The 19,364-nt window shown below is 39.9% G+C and carries 14 protein-coding genes and 1 tRNA gene; 11 read left to right on the forward strand and 4 right to left on the reverse strand.

What is annotated here, in order from left to right:
• Positions 1–78 precede the first annotated feature (78 nt).
• The 8 genes from uraA to ACGHIY_RS01805 all read left to right on the forward strand — a co-directional run bounded on the left by uraA (position 79) and on the right by ACGHIY_RS01805 (position 7,913).
• A complete protein-coding gene (gene uraA / locus ACGHIY_RS01770; RefSeq protein ID WP_278604930.1) occupies positions 79–1,362 on the forward strand; it encodes a uracil permease in 1,284 nt (427 codons plus the stop codon).
• A gap of 199 nt (positions 1,363–1,561) precedes the next feature.
• Positions 1,562–2,026: an NfeD family protein gene (locus ACGHIY_RS01775; protein ID WP_012863916.1), complete on the forward strand. Its 465-nt coding sequence runs from the start codon at positions 1,562–1,564 to the stop codon at positions 2,024–2,026.
• Between the two features lie 36 nt (positions 2,027–2,062).
• The gene (gene floA, locus ACGHIY_RS01780; protein ID WP_004693762.1) at positions 2,063–3,019 is read left to right on the forward strand and encodes a flotillin-like protein FloA; all 957 of its coding nucleotides are present in this window, start codon (positions 2,063–2,065) and stop codon (positions 3,017–3,019) included.
• 8 nt (positions 3,020–3,027) lie between these two features.
• Positions 3,028–3,684, forward strand: coding sequence for a hypothetical protein (locus tag ACGHIY_RS01785; RefSeq protein WP_390525616.1), 657 nt, complete (start codon positions 3,028–3,030; stop codon positions 3,682–3,684).
• A gap of 252 nt (positions 3,685–3,936) precedes the next feature.
• The gene (locus tag ACGHIY_RS01790) at positions 3,937–4,668 is read left to right on the forward strand and encodes a sortase (protein ID WP_012863918.1); all 732 of its coding nucleotides are present in this window, start codon (positions 3,937–3,939) and stop codon (positions 4,666–4,668) included.
• Between the two features lie 54 nt (positions 4,669–4,722).
• Positions 4,723–5,661, forward strand: coding sequence for a hypothetical protein (locus tag ACGHIY_RS01795; protein WP_323722782.1), 939 nt, complete (start codon positions 4,723–4,725; stop codon positions 5,659–5,661).
• A gap of 148 nt (positions 5,662–5,809) precedes the next feature.
• Positions 5,810–6,403, forward strand: a complete 594-nt coding sequence (locus tag ACGHIY_RS01800) for a DNA glycosylase (protein WP_390525617.1) — start codon at positions 5,810–5,812, stop codon at positions 6,401–6,403.
• Positions 6,404–6,662: 259 nt separating this feature from the next.
• Positions 6,663–7,913: an MFS transporter gene (locus tag ACGHIY_RS01805; protein ID WP_004697972.1), complete on the forward strand. Its 1,251-nt coding sequence runs from the start codon at positions 6,663–6,665 to the stop codon at positions 7,911–7,913.
• 77 nt (positions 7,914–7,990) lie between these two features.
• Here ACGHIY_RS01805 and pepT read toward each other — a convergent pair whose 3' ends face one another.
• The gene (pepT, locus tag ACGHIY_RS01810) at positions 7,991–9,214 is read right to left on the reverse strand and encodes a peptidase T (protein WP_390525618.1); all 1,224 of its coding nucleotides are present in this window, start codon (positions 9,212–9,214) and stop codon (positions 7,991–7,993) included.
• Between the two features lie 246 nt (positions 9,215–9,460).
• Between pepT and ACGHIY_RS01815 the strand changes: the two genes are divergently transcribed.
• The 3 genes from ACGHIY_RS01815 to mmuM all read left to right on the forward strand — a co-directional run bounded on the left by ACGHIY_RS01815 (position 9,461) and on the right by mmuM (position 13,637).
• Positions 9,461–11,398: an OPT family oligopeptide transporter gene (locus tag ACGHIY_RS01815; protein ID WP_004697976.1), complete on the forward strand. Its 1,938-nt coding sequence runs from the start codon at positions 9,461–9,463 to the stop codon at positions 11,396–11,398.
• A gap of 351 nt (positions 11,399–11,749) precedes the next feature.
• The gene (locus ACGHIY_RS01820) at positions 11,750–12,535 is read left to right on the forward strand and encodes a basic amino acid ABC transporter substrate-binding protein (RefSeq protein ID WP_155086386.1); all 786 of its coding nucleotides are present in this window, start codon (positions 11,750–11,752) and stop codon (positions 12,533–12,535) included.
• Between the two features lie 76 nt (positions 12,536–12,611).
• Positions 12,612–13,637: a homocysteine S-methyltransferase gene (gene mmuM / locus ACGHIY_RS01825; protein ID WP_390525764.1), complete on the forward strand. Its 1,026-nt coding sequence runs from the start codon at positions 12,612–12,614 to the stop codon at positions 13,635–13,637.
• Positions 13,638–13,733: 96 nt separating this feature from the next.
• Here mmuM and ACGHIY_RS01830 read toward each other — a convergent pair.
• The 3 genes from ACGHIY_RS01830 to ACGHIY_RS01840 all read right to left on the reverse strand — a co-directional run bounded on the left by ACGHIY_RS01830 (position 13,734) and on the right by ACGHIY_RS01840 (position 19,182).
• Positions 13,734–13,824, reverse strand: a tRNA-Ser gene (locus ACGHIY_RS01830).
• Between the two features lie 216 nt (positions 13,825–14,040).
• Entirely contained in the window at positions 14,041–15,276 is a 1,236-nt protein-coding gene (locus ACGHIY_RS01835) for an FprA family A-type flavoprotein (RefSeq protein ID WP_004693743.1), read from the reverse strand.
• A 165-nt stretch (positions 15,277–15,441) separates the two neighbouring features.
• A complete protein-coding gene (locus tag ACGHIY_RS01840; protein ID WP_390525619.1) occupies positions 15,442–19,182 on the reverse strand; it encodes a phosphoribosylformylglycinamidine synthase in 3,741 nt (1,246 codons plus the stop codon).
• Positions 19,183–19,364 lie beyond the last annotated feature (182 nt).

The raw sequence follows: 19,364 nt of genomic DNA on the forward strand, positions 1-19,364 counted from the left end.
TTGTGTAAATTCATAGAGTATATTTAAGGACTGTACTATATGAACTTAGCATCGTTATATTGTGTGTGAGGAGAAACGATGAAAGATTATATTGATATTCAAGAACGCCCATCATGGGGCCGAATGTTACCACTTAGTTTTCAACATTTATTTGCCATGTTTGGCTCTACTGTATTAGTACCGTATTTATTAAAAGTAGACCCAGCAACGGCATTGTTTATGAATGGTATTGGTACATTATTGTACTTATTTGTGTGTAAGGGCAAGATCCCTGCATATCTTGGTTCTAGCTTTGCCTTTATTGCGCCTGTAGCAGGTGTGTTATCTGCAGGTCTTGGTTATGAAGCTGCAAAAGGGGCCTTCGTTGTATTTGGTCTATCTTTTGTTATTTTATCTATTCTCGTTCGTTATATTGGTACGCGTTGGATTGATAAATTATTCCCGCCCGCAGCTATGGGTGCTATCGTAGCTATTATCGGCTTAGAATTAGCGCCAGTAGCGATGAGTATGTCTGGACTTATCGGCAATCAAGATTTAGGTATGAGCCATAGCCAAGCTGTTATTATCTCCATGTTTTCCTTAGTTGTTACCTTGCTTGGAACTGTTGTGTTCCGTGGTTTCTTAGCTGTTATTCCTGTTCTTATTGGTGTTGTCTCCGGTTATGTATTGTCTGCTGTGATGGGAGTTGTTGACTTCTCTGGTGTAGAAGCTGCTCCTTGGCTTTCATTGCCTCAGTTCTACGGCATGCCTGTATTTGATATCAATGCAATTATCATGATTATGCCAGCACTCTTTGTAGTATTTGCTGAGCACGTTGGTCACTTGGTTGTAACTAGTAACATCGTTGCCAGAGACTTGATGAAAGAGCCTGGTCTACAAAGATCCTTGCTTGGTGATGGCCTTGCAAATATTCTTTCTGGTTTCTTTGGTGCGACACCAAATACGACGTATGGTGAAAACATCGGCGTACTTGCAATTACTCGTTGCTTCAGCGTATGGGTAATCGGTGGTGCTGCAGTTTTAGCAATGATTGTGTCCTTTGTAGGTAAAGTGGCAGCTCTTATTCATGCTATTCCGGTACCTGTTATGGGTGGTGTATCTATTCTATTGTTCGGTATCATCGCAGCATCTGGCTTGCGTATGCTTGTAGAACGTAAAGTAGACTACACAAACCCTGTTAATATGATTCTTACATCCGTTATCCTTGTGGTAGGTCTTAGCGGTGCAGAACTCGCAGTTGGTCCTGTTGTATTAAAAGGGATGGGCCTTGCCACTGTAGTAGGTATGGCTATGAGCATTAGCTTGTTAATCCTTCAAAAAACAGGCGTTGGCAATGACCAATTGAAAAAAACAGAAGTATAATATCATGGCTCTTTAAAATCTTGGAATATAACCTTGAGATCATAAAGTAAATTGATTTGTACTCAGTATAATAAACGACTACTGAACTAGGTTGAACCTGAGTAAGTAGTCGTTTTTATTTAGTGTCTTTATAATTTATCCTCAATATTGTATAATGAACATATCAGTTGTATAAAATTAATTTAAGAGAGGAGGCCCTATGGAGTTTTTGATATGGATGGCTATCGGCGTTGCCTTGATGGCGGTAGAACTCGTAGTACCAGGCGGTATTTTAGGTCTTATCGGTTATTGCGCATTCCTGTGGGGCGTTTATGTAGCTCTTGGGGAAGGCACAGTAGCATTGTATGCCGTGCTAGGATTAACAGCCTTGTTAATTGTCATTATCATCGTGTTCTTTAATCACTTTGAAAAGACTTGGATAGGCAAATTGTTTACCTTAGGGCAACGATCTACGACAAAAGCTGGTTATGTATCTAATGATGTATTAGAAGATTTGGCTGGCAAGGAAGGCGTAGCTCATACAACACTGCGCCCTGCAGGTATTGCTAAAATTAATGGTAATTTGGTAGATGTTGTAACCGAAGGTGACTTCATCGATGCCGGTTCACCTATTGTGGTGCTTCGCGTTGTAGGTGGCCGCAATATTGTTAGAAAGCGTGATTAAGCTTTCACAACATCGTTGTAAATAATGGAGGTTATTATGGATGTAGGTATTTTAATTTTGATTCCCATTTTGCTGATTGGTATTATGGTATTCTTATATGTTGTGCCATTAGGGCTTTGGGTATCTGCTCTAGCAGCGGGCGTTAACGTAGGTATCTTTACACTTGTAGGTATGCGCTTACGTCGTGTAAATCCATCTCAAATCGTAATGCCTTTGATTAAAGCTAATAAAGCAGGTCTTGATGTGAATGTAAATCAGTTGGAAGCTCATTACCTCGCAGGTGGTGACGTTGACCGCGTTGTAGATGCTTTGATTGCCGCTGAACGGGCATCTATTCCGTTGACCTTTGAACGTTCCGCAGCTATCGACCTCGCCGGTCGTGATGTATTGGAAGCGGTTCAAATGTCCGTTAATCCTAAAGTGATTGAAACTCCAATTATTTCTGCGGTAGCAAAAAATGGTATCGAATTGAAAGTTCGTGCTCGTGTTACTGTACGTGCGAATATCGATCGCCTCGTTGGGGGTGCTGGTGAAGCCACAATTATTGCCCGTGTAGGTGAAGGTATCGTAACGACTGTAGGTTCCTCTGAAGAACATACAGATGTATTGGAAAATCCAGATCACATTTCCCGTACTGTATTGGGTAAAGGCCTTGATGCGGGTACTGCATTCGAAATCTTGTCCATCGATATCGCTGACGTAGACGTAGGACGTAACATTGGCGCTCAATTGCAAACTGACCAAGCGGAAGCGGATAAGAAAATCGCTCAAGCTCGTGCGGAAGAACGTCGTGCAATGGCTGTTGCTACAGAACAAGAAATGCGTGCTAAAACACAAGACATGCAAGCTAAGGTTGTGGAAGCACAAGCTGAAGTCCCTAAAGCATTGGCAGAAGCTTTCAGAAATGGTAATCTTGGCGTTATGGATTACTACAATATGAACAATATTATTGCAGACACTAAAATGCGTGAAAACTTAGCAGATGGTGAATAGGAGTAGCTATGGACTCTATTTTGTCTTCAGTGCTATCCATCTTTTCGCATAATCCAATCTTTGTTTTAGGTATCATAGCGTACATTGCTTTTTCCATTATAAAAAATAAGAATACTGAAGAGTCTGAAGAGTATGATGAGTATGAAAGCTCTGGTGGCGGAACTTGGGAAGATATGGAGCGCGAATATGGCATCTCCATAGAACGCAAGGTAGATGAACCGTCTATGGAAGATTTGTTTAAGGTTGATGACTTTTATCAGGACTCTTATGAAGATAAACCGATTGTCAATCAGCAACCAGAACCCCCATCGCAAACTATGGAGGACATACATTTCAATGAAGAGGCTGCAGCAGCTCAACGAGATATTGAAGCCTTATCAATGAAAAGTTCCAGTAGCACTCCAAGTTATACTACCAGTAAGACTCGCTTAGATAGAGAAGCTGTTACGGGGCCGACCTTAAGTGAAAGACTAGCTGAGTTTAAACGAGATAAAGTAGCTAAAGAGGAGCAAGTTCTTATTGAAAATGTAGGCATTACAACTGCGCCTACTGCTCTAGCTGCGACTTCAACTCGCGGTCGTAAATCTAATCATGCTTTAAAAGAGGGCATGAAATGGTCCATCATTTTAAGTAAACCTAAAGCTCTTGAACGTAGATACCGTTAATGAAGTAATCTATTTATAAGTGTATAAACTAATTATGGTTTTATTGGAACATAAATAATAATGGATTGTGCACTGATGTGGTATAGCAACCATACTGTCACATATCATAATGTGGGGCATATAATTACATATTGAAAGAGGTTCCTATTGGTCACCTATGTGACTATTAGGAACCTCTTTTTTATTGTTTTTTCCTAGTGAAACTTTCACAATAATAGGGGAAGGAGTTCGTTTATAAGGAAGGGCAAAATTATGTATCGAAATGTGCGTGTTATACCAAAACAGCTGTTGCAGCAATTATATATAGAGAAACAATGGAGCGTTCGCGATGTGGCGGATTATTTCCAATGTAGTGTTGATACCATCATGCGCCGTATGAAAGCGTACGATATCGAACGGAGGCCTCTGAAGAAAGAAATCAATATGGTCCATGTACAAGCTTTGTATGAGACCGGTAAGTGGTCGCTCCATTCATTAGCAAAGCGTTATGATGTGTCTATTACGACGATAGCGAATCGCTTGAAAGAATATGGATTGGCTTGTCAGCAATCAAATAAAAACGTCTCTATAGATGTAGTACGTATATGTAGGGCTTATAAAAGTGGAAATAGTACAGATGCCATTGCTCGTATGTATGGTATATCTCGATGGAAAGTTCACCATGTATTGCGGCATATGGGGAATTGCTTAATTCCTAAAGTTCGAAAGCCTATGCGCGTAGAGGAGATGGCTTATTTATATATTCATCATCACATGAGTACAGATGACATTGGCCTAGCTTATGGGATACGTGGTTCTACAGTGGCAATTTATTTGCGAGAGCAAGGTATAGAAATAAGGGCAAATACTCTTGATCTAGACGAAAATAAGATTAAAAAACTCCGTGCTCAAGGTTATGGAGTTGCAAAGATTGCACAGGTGATGGGTTGCTCTACCTCTGCTGTGCGAAAGCGTCTAGCTATGAAAAAATATATCTCTCCTTGATGTAGTGTGGTAGATACTATATACTTAAATTTATACAATGATGGGAGGAATATTATGCTCGAAATTATATCTGCTTTAACACCGTTTTTATTACTGGGCTTAGTGGCTGCTGGTTTATCTCGCCTTTCTGGGGTAGCCTTATCTATGGTTGTAGTACCAACTTTATTGATTTGGGGTGCAACTGCGGTTGACGTAATCGCCTTTATGTTGCTCTTTGTGGTGTACAACAACTTCACTATGGAAACACAAGATATTCGTTTAGATTATAAAGATCTTGTCTTATTCCCTAAATGGCGCTTGTGCATTCCCTTCATTTTGAGTTTGGTAAGCGCGTTCTTTGTTCCTGCTGCAGGCATTGCTGTTTTTATGGCTTGCTTTGTTTTAGAGTTATTGGCTACTGTGTATAAACGCATTCCTGAAAATAAACGACCTCGTTTACAGCGTGTAATAGTAGCATCGATTTTGAGTGCTGTTGCAACAGCTGTAGGTGCTTATGCAGGTCCTAAAATTCCTAGTGAATTTTACTTTGTCTGTGTAGGCTTAGCCATTTTAATCGTTACGGACTTTGCATGGTATGCCGGCAAGCATAGAGATGCTTTTAGAAACGTATGGGATAGCATTTGGGCTGGTTTTAATATATTCTTAGGCATGTTTGGCATAGAGGCTTCATATTATCCAGCTGCACTTACGCGATCTATTCCAAATCCAATGGATCGCATGTTACCTATGGTTACTGTAGTAGGTGGCTATGCAGGCCTTATGGTAGTATTCGGTTTTTATAACATTTTTTCTATACCGTCTTTGATTACAGCTATTGGTGCTGCTATAGGGATACGCCTCTTTGGTATGTATGAATTTCCTCGGAATGGCAGTTTCTCTTATTTAGCAATCGGTTTTGCCGTGGCTGCTGTAATTTGCTTGTATCTCGTATCTCCGACACCAGTTGGTTTCGATCATATTAATACCTTAGTTTCTCAACCAATTGGCCAATAATAATAGATAATGTAAGTCTATTGATATATTTTAATGAGTTCTTTAGTTGCTTTCACCTAGGAGCTAATTGGATTATAATGTGTGATATATTTCATATATTGTATTGAAAATTAAGTTCATATTAGAATGTGAAAGGAGTTGATGCTATATGGCAGAAACAATTGAAACAAGACCATTCCCTCCATTCTTACCAAAGAAGGCGACAGTCATGATGATGGGCACATTTCCTCCAGAACAATCAAAACGTGCTATGGAATTCCATTATCCAAATTTCCAAAATGATATGTGGCGTGTTTTTGGCCTCGTATTCTTTGATGAAAAAGATCATTTTAGAAATGGTGAGGAAAAAGCGATGGATCCTGAGAAGATCAAAGCCTTTTTGTCTGAAGCTGGAATTGCATCTTGTCCTACTGTTTTGAAAGCTATTCGCGAAAAAGGGAATGCATCTGATGCATTTCTTAAGGTCGTTGAACCAGTTCCACTTGCGGACGTACTGGAGCAAATCCCTGACTGTAAGCATATTGCTACAACAGGCGGCAAGGCTACGGAGATTTTATTGAGCCTTTTACCAGAAAAGGTTAAATTACCTAAAACTGGTGAAACAATTCCTTTTGTATTTAATGGTCGGGAATTGACATTGACACGTTTGCCATCTACATCACGTGCCTATCCGTTGAGCCTACCGAAAAAGGCTGAAGCGTACAAGAATTTCTTCAAAGCTTGTGGTCTAAAAACAAAATAAATATTTAAAGTAGCACCTTTAATGGTTGGCTTTGAGTCTTTTGGTCTCATCTGTCGCTATTGAAGGTGTTTTTATATCGTAAAAATATATGAGATATTAAAATGGAAATTAATGCATATTTATTGTGAATATGTAGTTTGTTATAAAAAAAAATGATGAGATATATAATATTTTAATTCTTGTTTTTTAAAATGAGAGGTTTATAATTAACCGTTGTCGCAAACTGGTTGACAATAATTTAAAAAATGGAGTTGATAATATGGATAAGGCTAAGGAGGCCTTGTGGACAAAATCCTTTGTCCTTGATACTTTGATTAATTTCTTGGTATTTTTAATTTATTATTTATTAATCGTTATTATTGCGGTTGTAGCAAAAGATAATCTTCATGCTACGGCTAGTCAAGCGGGACTTGCTGTTGGTATATATATTATTGGCACCGTTGTAGCCCGTTTGTTGGCAGGACGGTTTATCAGTATCCTAGGGTGTCGCAAGATGCTCTATTTAGGGTTATTGATTTACTTGATTTCAACGGCTATGTATTTCTACACACCTAATTTACTAATGCTTGATAGTGTTCGTTTCTTAAATGGTTTTGCTTATGGTATTACATCTACTGCTACAAGTACTATCATAGCTGCTATTATTCCTACGTCACGCCGTGGGGAAGGGATTAACTATTATGGCTTATCTACCTCTCTCGCCGCTGCAGTAGGGCCATTCTTAGGTATCTTGATGCTTCATAGCCTTGGTTATGATTTTATCATCGCATTCTGTGTTGCACTTATCATCCTTTGCGGTATTGGCTCTGTCATCATGAAATTTAATGAACCTAAACTTGGTATCGAATCAGAAGCACATAAGGGCATTAGAATCTCGGACTACATTGAACCACGGATGAATTCAATCAGTCTTGTTTCCATTCTAGTCGGCTTTGCATACTCTGGTGTTATTGGCTTTATGGCAGCCTACACAAAAGACCTAGATCTTATTATGGCAGGTACCTTCTTCTTTGTTGTATATGCTGTAGTTATTACTATAACAAGACCATTGCTTGGCATTGTGTTTGATATGAAAGGGGAAAACTTTGTTCTTTATCCTTGTTTTGTATCCTTAGCACTTGGTATTTTCTTATTATCCATCGCCCACTCTACATGGCTTGTGCTTTTATCGGCTGTGTTTGTTGGCCTTGGATATGGTACATTTATGTCCAACGGACAAGCTGTTACTGTTAAAATAGTACCTGTTCATCGTATTGGTGTTGCCACATCCACATACTTCATTGCCTTGGACATGGGGCTAGGCTTTGGCCCCTATATTTTAGGCGCTGTTAAAGAGGTTGTAGGTTATACTAGTATGTTCCATGTAACCGTTGTTGTGGCGCTCCTTGCGCTGGTTGTTTATTATTTATTATATGGTCGTTATGTGGGGACTGAAAGAGATCTTTCTTTAAAAGCTCGCGCTGAAGAGGAAGAAATTAGAAATCGTAAGCGTAATAATAAGCTTGCGTAATATGTAAATTAAAAGGACTATACGAACTTAGGCTCGTATAGTCCTTTTTGTTATCTACTACTGCTTTGCTAATGCTATTATTTTTCAATATTTACAATATTAACGATAACTTCAACAGCTTTTTTCATATCATCGATACATGCAAATTCATGACGGCCATGTAGGTTTTCTACACCTGTAAAAATATTTGGTGTAGGAATGCCCATGAAGGAGATTTTGGATCCATCTGTGCCACCGCGAATAGGATCACAAATAGGTGTAATCCCAGCTTTTTCCATAGCTGCTTTGGCTACATTTACACATTCCATATTATCTTTGATGATATCGTACATGTTGTAGTATTGGTCTTTTATAGATACTTCACATACTTCACGACCATATATTTCGTTCAATGTTTGACCTGCTTGTAAGAAGAATGCTTTTTTTGCTTCGAATAGTTCTTTGTCATGGTCGCGGATAATGTAGTTCATTTTACCGGTATCTACTTGTGTTTCCATGCTCATGAGCATAAAGAAACCTTGGCGCCCACAGGTGTACTCAGGAACAGCTGCTCCAGGTAATAAAGCGTCAAATTGCATAGCTAGTTTAGCACAGTTGATCATAATGCCCTTGGCTGTGCCTGTGTGAACAGAAACACCTTTCAGGATAACGGTACCGCCTGCGGCATTAAAGGTTTCGTATTCGAGTTGACCTAGGCTTTCACCATCAATAGTGTAAGCATAGTCTACAGGGAATTGTTTAACATCGAAGTGGTCTGCGCCAGTACCGATTTCTTCGTCTGGACCGAAAGCACACATGATTTTACCATGTTTGATTTCTGGATGAGATACGAGATAGGCGAGAGCTTCCATGATTTCACAGATTCCAGCCTTGTCGTCACCACCGAGGAGTGTTAAACCGTCAGTTACGACTAAAGATTTGCCAATGTAATTTTTTAGATTTGGAAAGTCGGCACGTCGGGTGAAGATTTGGTGTTCTTCGTTGAGGCAAATATCACTACCATCATAGCTTTCTACGATACGAGGTTTAATATTTTCTGCATTATAATCAGCTGTATCCATATGGGCAATGAAGCCGATGGAAGGAGCTTTCTCATCAGTGTTAGCATGTAATGTGCCGATGACAAAACCATTTTCACGATTATAAATAACCTCATCTAAACCTATTGCCTTTAAATCGGGAACGAGCACATTCGTAGCAAAGTCTACTTGAGTTTGAGTACTAGGAATGGTTGTACTTTCCTCATTAGACCGTGTATTTATGCTCGTATAGCGTACAAAACGTTCGACCATTGATTCCATAATGAGCCTCCTCGTAAGTAAACATACGTGTTATACAGGGCAGTATACGATACCGTTACATAATAGAGATTCTTAATATACTTTCATTGTAGAACAGGGACGCCAAAAATGCAAAATAATTATTTATAGGGGGTGTATTGTTTTATTCGCATAGTGCATAGAAAACCATTGAACCATGTGTAGTACCGTGTTAGTATAAAGGTGAATAGTTATACGTTTGTACTTTTTCTGTGAGGAGGTTTTACTATGTCGGACGAGGTTCGTTCCATTCCACCCATAGAACCGGTGTTAGATCCTAAGAAAGATTACGTAGAGATTAATTCATATGTAGTATTCTGGGGCTTGTTCTATGCGGCAGTTTTCACACTGGCTGTTGGCTATTTATGTTTGAAAATCGGTCAAACAGTAGATGCCTTTGCACCAGTATCTGTACTTGCTATGGGTACAGCAGTTATTTTAAAGCGGCAAAATGCTTTTGCCGAAACGGTACACATTCAAGCTATCGCTAGTTCTAGTACGAACACATTAGCAGGGGCTATGTTCTTCTTGCCAGCTCTTTATATCTGGAATGTAACAGATGTATCCTTTGTACAAATGGCGATTCCTATCATTCTTGGCGGCGTTTTAGGTGTTTTATTATGCGTTATGTTCCGTCGCTATTTCGTTGAGGAAATGCACTATGTGTATCCGTTCCCAAGTGGTCGTGCTGCAGCGGAAGTATTGATGAGTAATGAAGGGAGCAAAGCAAAACTTATGCTTGGCTCTGGTTTAATTGCTCTTGTGTATGACTTTATTCTTAATAGTTTGGGGTGGTGGCAAGAGGTTATTCGCACTGCTACCTTTAAGTGGGGGGCAGCCCTTGCAGATCAAACTAAGCTAACCGCAGCGGTAGATACTGATGCAGCATTGCTTGGCCTTGGTTATTTCACGGGCCTTCGCTATGCGGCTATCATTGCAGCCGGTTCCTTCTTCTCTTGGTTTGTATGTATTCCGATTGTGTACTATTTAGCGCCTGAACATATCATGCAAATTGGCGGCCATGCAGTTCCATTAGGGGAGGCCCCAATTCGTAAGGTATTCCTTGATTATGTTCGTCATATTGGTATCGGCATGCTCGCTATGGCAGGCATCATCGGTCTAATTACAATGTCTAAAGTGGTAGCAAATGTTGTTAAAAATGCAGTGCTTGACATCTTTAGTTCTAAAACTGTAGATGTTAATTTGCTTCGTACACAACGTGATGTACCTACATCTTGGATTGGTGCTGGCATCTTGTTATGTACAGTTTTATTTGCAGCATATTTCCATTTTATGTATGCTGAAAGCTTCGGGCAAACAATTGTAGCGTTCTTAATCGTTCTTATTATGTCCTTCCTATTGTCTGTAGTGGGGATTAGCTCCATCGCTTATACAGGTACAGAACCAGTTTCAGGTATGACAATCTTTATGATTATCATCTCCGCTGTATGCTTAACCGCAGCAGGTATGACTGGTAAGGTCGGCATGATTGCAGTCCTCATGATGGCATCCTTTATCGGTACTACTATTGGGATGGCTGGTAACTTCATGTCTGAGCTTAAGGTGGCACATATGACAGGTGCTACACCTAAGAAAATGGAACAATGGCAAATCGTTGGTACTATTCTTTGTGCCGTACTTTCTGTAGGTGTTATGATTCTTTTGAACGATGCTTATGGATTTGTAGGAGATCATGCATTAAATGCACCTCAAGCGAACGCTATGGCTGCCATCATTGAGCCAATGATGACTGGTGGTAGTGCTCAATGGCCTCTATACATGGCTGGCGCATTATTTGCAATCATCTTGTGGATGGTAAGAGTTCCACCGTTGGCATTTGCTTTGGGCACATACTTGCCAATGGAAATTAATACACCATTACTTATCGGAGGTTTGATTGCGTATCTTGTACAAAATAGTACAAAAGACAAAGAATTGGCAGATCTTCGCTTCTCCAAAGGTAGTACAATTGCCTCTGGTCTCGTAGCTGGTGGTGCTATTGGCTCCTTGTTCAGTGCAGTGCTTCGTATTGCAGGTGTTGATGTATTTGCTCAAGCTTGGGTAGAAACACCTGAAGCGACATATCTCAGTATCGTAATGTATTTATTACTCTGTACGTTCTTGTACAAGGTAGCTATGTATATAAAAGCTAAACATGCTAAATAAATTACATACTATATATCCTAAATGAATTGAATAGCTTATTTATTCTATAAATAACCAGGAATCCTCCATTTTGGAGATGACCGCCTTTATCAAGTTTCATCTATGCTTGGTAAAGGCGGTCTTTTTATATACTTAGGAATGTTATTTTCGATATAGCTAAAAACTATATCAATTCAATACCTATTGGTATAGTTGGATTTGTTGACCCTTACTATATCGAATGTTATCATAAAACTATAATACCTTTAGAGGTATTATTTTTATTATGCTCATAAGTGTAAGTATAAATATATTAGTTAATTAAGGAAAAATCTGTTTCTAGATAGAACGGAGAGAAGTAAGGGTAATAATATGAAATTTAAGAAAATAGCAGCTCTATTAGGGGCTTTCACTATTGCTAGTAGTTTATTAATCGCTGGCTGTGGTAATGCGGGTAATAGTCAGAAGACATGGCGCGTAGGTACTGATGCGACCTATGCACCATTTGGTTTTAAAGACAAAGATAGTGGTAAATTAGCTGGATTTGATATTGATATTATCAATGCGATTGCAAACGAAGAGGGCATAGAAGCAGATATTCAAAATCTAAACTTTGATGCGCTTTTACCAGCATTACAAAGTAACACTATCGACATCGCTATTTCGGATATGACTATTTCTGAAGAACGTGCAAAATCCGTTGATTTTAGTAAACCGTACTATATTGCAGGTAATGGTCTCGTTGTAAACATTGATAACACCAATATTAATAGCTTTAAGGATCTAGAAGGTAAACGCATTGGTGTATCCATCGGCTCTACTGGTGCAGAGATTGCTAGCAAGATTCCCAATGCCGATGTACGTCAGTTTAATATTATTGTCGATGCGTTCTTAGAATTGCAAAATAAAGGCGTCGATGTAGTTATCAATGATACACCAGTAAACGAATATTATGTTAATGGTAAGGGCAAAGGTATCGCAAAGGTTACTGGAGAGGACTATGATGCGGCACCACTAGGTATTGCTGTGAAAAAAGGCAATACAGAGTTGCTTAACAAAATCAATGATGGTTTGGCTAAGATCAAAGCAAACGGTAAATATGCAGAAATTTATAAGAAATGGTTTGGTAAGGAGCCTCCAGCAGAGGTATTAAAATAGTTTGTAGATAGTACCAGAATGTATTATTTGATATAATATGCTAGGTAAGCCTCGTGTTATAAGAGGTATGTATAGAATGGGTGGTATGATGGCTAAACGAAGTGCATTTTTAGATATTATTAAGGAAAAGGGCGCCCTCGTCTTAGATGGGGCTTTAGGGACCGAATTAGAGCGTTATGGCTGTGATATTCAACATAAGTTGTGGTCTGCTAAGGTTCTCATGGATCAGCCAGATATCATCAAGAAAATACATATTTCTTATTTAGCTGCGGGTGCCGATATCATTCAAAGCTCTGGCTATCAAGCGACGGTAGCAGGCTTTAAAGGTTTAGGTTATGGAACGGAAGAAGCGATAGAGCTCGTTAAACTATCTGTTCGTTTAGCCGTGCAAGCTCGTAATGAGTTTTTAGAAGCAAAGGCGAGTGGGGCGCTTACATTGCGTGGTATTAAACTTGGCGAAGAGACTCCTGAGGGGGGTAGATATTTTTCTGAAGGTGCTTTACCTAAACCGTTGGTGGCAGCCTCTGTAGGACCTTATGGCGCTTTCTTGGCTGATGGCTCTGAATACCGTGGTTATCCTGATGTGCAAACAGAATATCTAGAGATATTCCATATTCCACGGCTAGCATTATTCTGCGAAGAACATCCAGACATATTATCCTTTGAAACTATACCGTCTTATGCTGAAGCGATTGCTATTACGAGAGCTATGTCTGATCCATTTACATCAAAAGGTATTCCCGGGTGGATTGCTTTTTCCTGTAAAGATGGGCACCATGTTTCTAGTGGCGAAACCATTATTAAATGTGCACAAATGATCGACAAGGTACATCCTATTACGGGGATTGGCATTAATTGTACTAAACCGGAATATGTAGAATCCTTGATAAAAGATATCCGTACCGTTACAGATAAACCGATTGCTGTATATCCTAATCTTGGTGAAAGCTATGATAGTAAAACTAAAACTTGGTATGGCGATGCTGCATCATTTGTAGACTACGTTGAGGTATGGCGAAAAGCTGGAGCTGAAATCATTGGTGGCTGTTGTAGAACAACACCTGAAATTATCGGTGATATTGCAAAGAAAATTCACAACTAATATAGTGTGATATACAAAAAGCTATTCGAGTATAATTCGAATAGCTTTTTCTTTATATGCAAATAAAAAAGCAGTGCGAAAGCACTGCTTTTACTATGGCGGAGAGACAGGGATTTGAACCCTGGGTACGGGATAACCGCACACATGATTTCCAATCATGCTCCTTCAGCCGCTCGGACACCTCTCCATGTATTCTGCTGTGTAACAGGTACTTGTATAGTATATGAAAAAGTTAGATTTATGTCAAGCAAAAAAATAGTAGAATTATTGCATATTTACAAGGCTTTTAAAATATAGTATTTGATCTCAATAAATGGATATAAACCAAAAATCATAGCTTGGTTTTAGGCGTATAAAATCTGGTATATAAAAAGAAGAGCCGCCTAAATAGGCGGCTCTTGTATTAGAATACGTCTTTAATTTCAGCAGCTTCAATGGATGCTTTGATATCGTCTGCCATTTTTTCAATTAATGGAAGATCTTCTTCTTTCAAAGAGGATTTGATATCTAGTGGTTCGGAAACGATTTCAATGTCTTTGAAGTCATTTTCGAAATGGGAAACCATTGTTTTCATCGCAGCGGAAGCCCAAGAGTGGTTACCGATGATGGATACCTTATGGTTTTGGAAGTTAAGGGCTTTTAATTCATGGATAAAGTTTTCCATAGTAAGGTATAGATTCAAGTTATATGTAGGTGCGATAGTTACCAAGTTAGTATATTTCCAAGCATCGGAGATGATGTAGGAAGCATTAGTTTTGGAAACATCGTAAATTTTGATATCTGTAACGCCACGTTTGGAGAGTTGTTTAGCCAATTGTTGAGCAATAGCACGAGTATTGCCATACATGGAACCAAAAGCGATGACAACACCTTTTTGCTCGGCTGTATAGCTGGACCAATGTAAGTATTTGTGCGTGATATATTGGATAGATTCAGGGGTGCGCCAGATTGGACCATGAAGTGGAGCAATGCGTTTGATATCAAGGCTAGAAATTTTGCGAAGCGCATTTTGTACTTGTGGTCCGTATTTACCAACGATATTTGTATAGTAACGGCGCGCTTCTTCTTCGTATGTAGCTACGAAATCGGTTTGATCAGCAAAGATATTACCATTAACTGTACCGAATGTACCAAAAGCATCTGCAGAGAACAATGTGCCTGTAGATTTTTCGTATGTACAAGTTACTTCAGGCCAGTGAACCATAGGCATAGTGTAAGAAACCAAAGTATGTTTACCTAAACAGATTTCATCGCCTTCTTTAATTTGATGGTATTGTTCTGGTTTTGGAGTGTTATAGAATTGCTCAAACATGCGGAATGTTGTAGCATTACCTACCATTTTACAATTTGGATACCGTTCCAATGTTTCCAATAATGTTTGGCAATGATCAGGCTCCATATGGTTTACGACGATGTAATCAAGTTCACGGCCATTTAAGAGGTGAGTCAAGTTGTCGAAGTACTCTTCGCGAATTTCAGCATCTACGGAGTCTACCACACAAGTCTTTTCATCGTCGATGAAATAGCTGTTATAGCTAACACCATTTGGAATAGGAAATAAGTTTTCGAAACGTTCTGTTGTCCAGTCATTACTACCAATCCAGTAGATATTATGAGTCATTTTCTGAGCACAATGCATAATAAAATCCTTTCTTAACCCACACTAGGTATGTATAGCTTTACATGAGAACTCATGTCTGTAAATATAGTATCAATTTATAATACTAATATTTTCGAAAAAAATCAATATTGAAAAAGCCTACTTGAAGAAGTAGGCTTTCACATGAAAGTTCATAGTGACCAATTATTTGAAGTATTTTACACCAGATGTAAAGATTGGCATTTCTAATTGGCCAGGAATATTTTTGCTGATGCCTGCACCACAGCGTTCGGAGTGTGCCATTTTGCCGAATACGCGACCATCAGGGCTATAAATACCTTCGATAGCAGCTACAGACTGGTTAGGATTGAAGCGACTATCCATGGAGGCGATACCATCAAAGTCTACATATTGTGTAGCAATTTGGCCAGTTTTATTGAACTCCAACACTTGTTGAGGAGAAGCTATAAAGCGACCTTCGCCGTGAGAAATTGGTACTGTGTAAATTTCTCCAGCTTTAGCATCACTCATCCAAGGGGATTTTGTGGAAATAACTTTCGTGTTGACCATGCGAGATAAGTGACGACCAATAGTATTGTATGTCAATGTAGGATGATCTGCAGTTAACGTTTCAATATGTCCACCAGGTAATAAGCCTAACTTGATGAGCGCTTGGAAGCCGTTACAAATACCTAATACAAGGCCATCTTGTTTGTACAAGAGGTTTTCTAAACCTTCTGCAAGGTATGGGTTGCGGAAGAGGGTGGCTATGAATTTACCAGAACCATCTGGCTCATCACCGGCACTAAAACCTCCTGGAAACATAAGAATTTGAGACTCTGCTAATTTAGCTTTGATTACGTCGATAGATTCTTTTAATTGTTCTGGAGTTTGGTTGCGGATAAGCACGATATCTGTTTCTGCACCAGCCCGTTCAAAGGCGCGAGCAGAGTCAAATTCGCAGTTTGTGCCAGGGAATACTGGAATAAGAACTTTTGGTTTGGCACCTAGGGAGGCGCTGCGAGGTTTAGCGTGTTGATCATGAATGTAAGCGACTGCTTCACCAAAGCCGTTTGGTGCATGCATTGGGAAAATATCGTTTAGAGGTGCTTCATAAGCATCTTGTATTTCTTTGAGAGAAACAGATTGTCCCTCCCATTCGATAACAGGTGTGGCTTGGGTTACACCGATAACTTTCACATCAGGTAACTCTAAAAGATAATTAACAGCCGTAATATCTACTTCAACGATGAAGGAACCGAGAGCTGGTTGGAAGATACCACGTTCAGCGTATTTATCGAATTTAACACCAATATTGTTGCCAAGGGCCATTTTAGTGACTGCTTCAGGAATGCCGCCTTGATCAACTACATAGGCAGAGTAAACACGACCTTTTTCAATTTGTTCTTGTAGTGTATCGCAGTTTTCTTTGAATCGATCCCAATCAGGGGTGTCATCGTATTTACGAGGTACATCGAAGAATACGAGACGGTGATCTACGCCTTTAAGGTCTTGGCTCACAATATTATCTACATGAGCTGTACCAACCGCAAAGGATACAAGGGTAGGCGGAACCGTAAGGTCCATAAATGTACCGCTCATAGAGTCTTTGCCGCCGATAGCACCGATTTCAAGTTCTTTTTGTGCCTTATAAGCACCGAGAAGTGCAGCTACTGGTTTACCCCAAGATTCTTTAGAGTTGAGGCGTTCGAAATATTCTTGTAATGTTAAGTATGCATCTTCACGGCGACCGCCAAGAGCTACTAATTTTGCTACAGATAAAAGCACTGCATATTGTGCACCATGATAAGGACTCCATGCAGATAACTCGGGTACAAAGCCATGAGTCATGATACTAGCCGTTGTAGTTTCACCGTTTAGAACAGGTAATTTAGCCACCATGCCTTGGGTAGGTGTTTTTTGGAACTTACCACCGAATGGCATGAGCACCGTATTAGCACCCACAGTGCTGTCAAAGCGTTCTGCTAAGCCTTGTTGGGAGGCTGCATTTAAATCGGATACAGCTGCGAGCCATTTTTCTTTGAAGTTATCTGCATTAGCAGAACCGCGTAAGAAGTAGGAGCGATCTGCTGGAGCTTTTACGATAGCTTCTTGTTGTTGACTTGCACCATTTGTATTTAAAAAGTCGCGGCTAATATCTACAATTGTTTCGCCATTCCAGTTCATAACAAGGCGATTTGTATCAGTTACCTTAGCTACAACTGTGCACTCCAAGTTTTCTTCGTCGCAGTATGCTTTGAACGCCTCTACATCAGAAGCAGCGATGACACAGGCCATGCGCTCTTGGGATTCAGAGATGGCTAACTCTGTACCATTGAGGCCAGCATATTTTTTAGGGACTAAGTCAAGATTGATTGATACACCATCAGTTAGTTCACCGATAGCGACAGATACACCGCCTGCACCAAAGTCATTACAACGTTTGATAAGTGTCGTTACTTCGCCACGACGGAATAAACGTTGGATTTTACGCTCTGTAAGAGCATTGCCTTTTTGTACTTCTGCACCGCATGTGGATAGAGAGTCAACAGTATGTTCTTTAGAGGACCCTGTAGCACCACCACAGCCATCACGGCCAGTTTTACCACCCAGCAATACTACCACATCGCCTGTAACTGGTACCTCACGGCGAACTTGGTTGCGAGGTGCAGCACCGATAACTGCGCCGATTTCCATACGCTTTGCTACGTAGCCAGGATGGTAATATTCTTTTACTTCACCTGTAGCAAGGCCGATTTGGTTGCCGTAAGAGGAGTACCCACGAGCTGCTTCTTGGGTGATCTTTCTTTGTGGTAATTTGCCTTCTAATGTATCTTCAAGTCTTGTATGTGGATCGCCAGAGCCTGTGATGCGCATAGCTTGGTATACGTAGGCGCGACCGCTCAATGGGTCGCGAATACAACCACCTAAGCAGGTAGCTGCGCCACCAAATGGTTCGATTTCAGTAGGGTGGTTATGGGTTTCGTTTTTGAATAGTAACAACCATTCTTCAGTCTTGCCGTTTACATCGACAGGTACGATGATTGTACATGCATTGATTTCATCAGACTCATCGAGATTTGTAAGTCCTCCAGCGTGGCGTAATTCTTTTACAGCCAATGTAGCCATGTCCATGAGGGAGCGAGCTTTTTTCTTAGTCGTGTAAAGCTCAGCACGGCCTTCCATATATTCTTCGAGGGCTTCCTTTATAGAACCGGTGAAGCGGCTGTCTTCAATGGTAATATTTGTTAACTCGGTCATAAAGGTAGTGTGACGGCAATGGTCAGACCAATATGTATCGAAGAGACGAATTTCTGTAATCGTAGGATCGCGGTGTTCTACCTCTGCATATTGTTGTCTAATCATTTGAAGATCTGCTAATGTCATAGCAAGACCGTATTTTTTGATGAGCGCTTCTAAATCAGCATCGCTCATTGTAGTAAAGCCATCGATTGTTGCCACCGGTTTTGGATCTTCTAAATCGAGAGCTAATGTATTTGGTACATCAAGGCTCGCTTCGCGGGAATCCACTGGGTTGATATAGTATGCTTTAATGGCATTTTCTTGTTCTTTTGTGAAAGTGCCTTCGATAACGTATACGCGAGCGCAACGTACGATATGGCCAGATGTAAGGGTGAGCATAGAAATACATTGCTCTGCACTGTCAGCACGTTGATCGTATTGACCTGGCACATATTCAACAGCAAATACAAAGCCTTGTACACTTGGAATTTCTTCTAATACAGTATCTACAGGAGGTTCAGAAAAAATTAAATTTTTAGCAGACTCTAGATCTTTTGCATCTAAATTTTCGATGTCGTATCGCTCATAGATTGTCACATCTGTAGCAGGCATAGATAATTCCTGTTGTAAGGTTTGTAACATGCGTTGCGCTTCTAGGTTGAAAGATTCTCGTTTTGTTACGAATAATCGTTGTATAGCCATTGTAGCCTCCTGTAATGTATATAATTCCCTATGGGATATTGACAAATTAAGTATAGTCGGTCTAGACTTATAAGTAAAGATAATCTTACTAATGAAAAGATTAGAAATACTAATAAATATGAAAAGTTCATGAAGGTCATAAGACCTAACTTTCATGAAGATTTCTACATATTCATTATATA

The organism is Veillonella parvula (assembly GCF_042850485.1).
Classification (GTDB): domain Bacteria; phylum Bacillota; class Negativicutes; order Veillonellales; family Veillonellaceae; genus Veillonella; species Veillonella parvula_Q.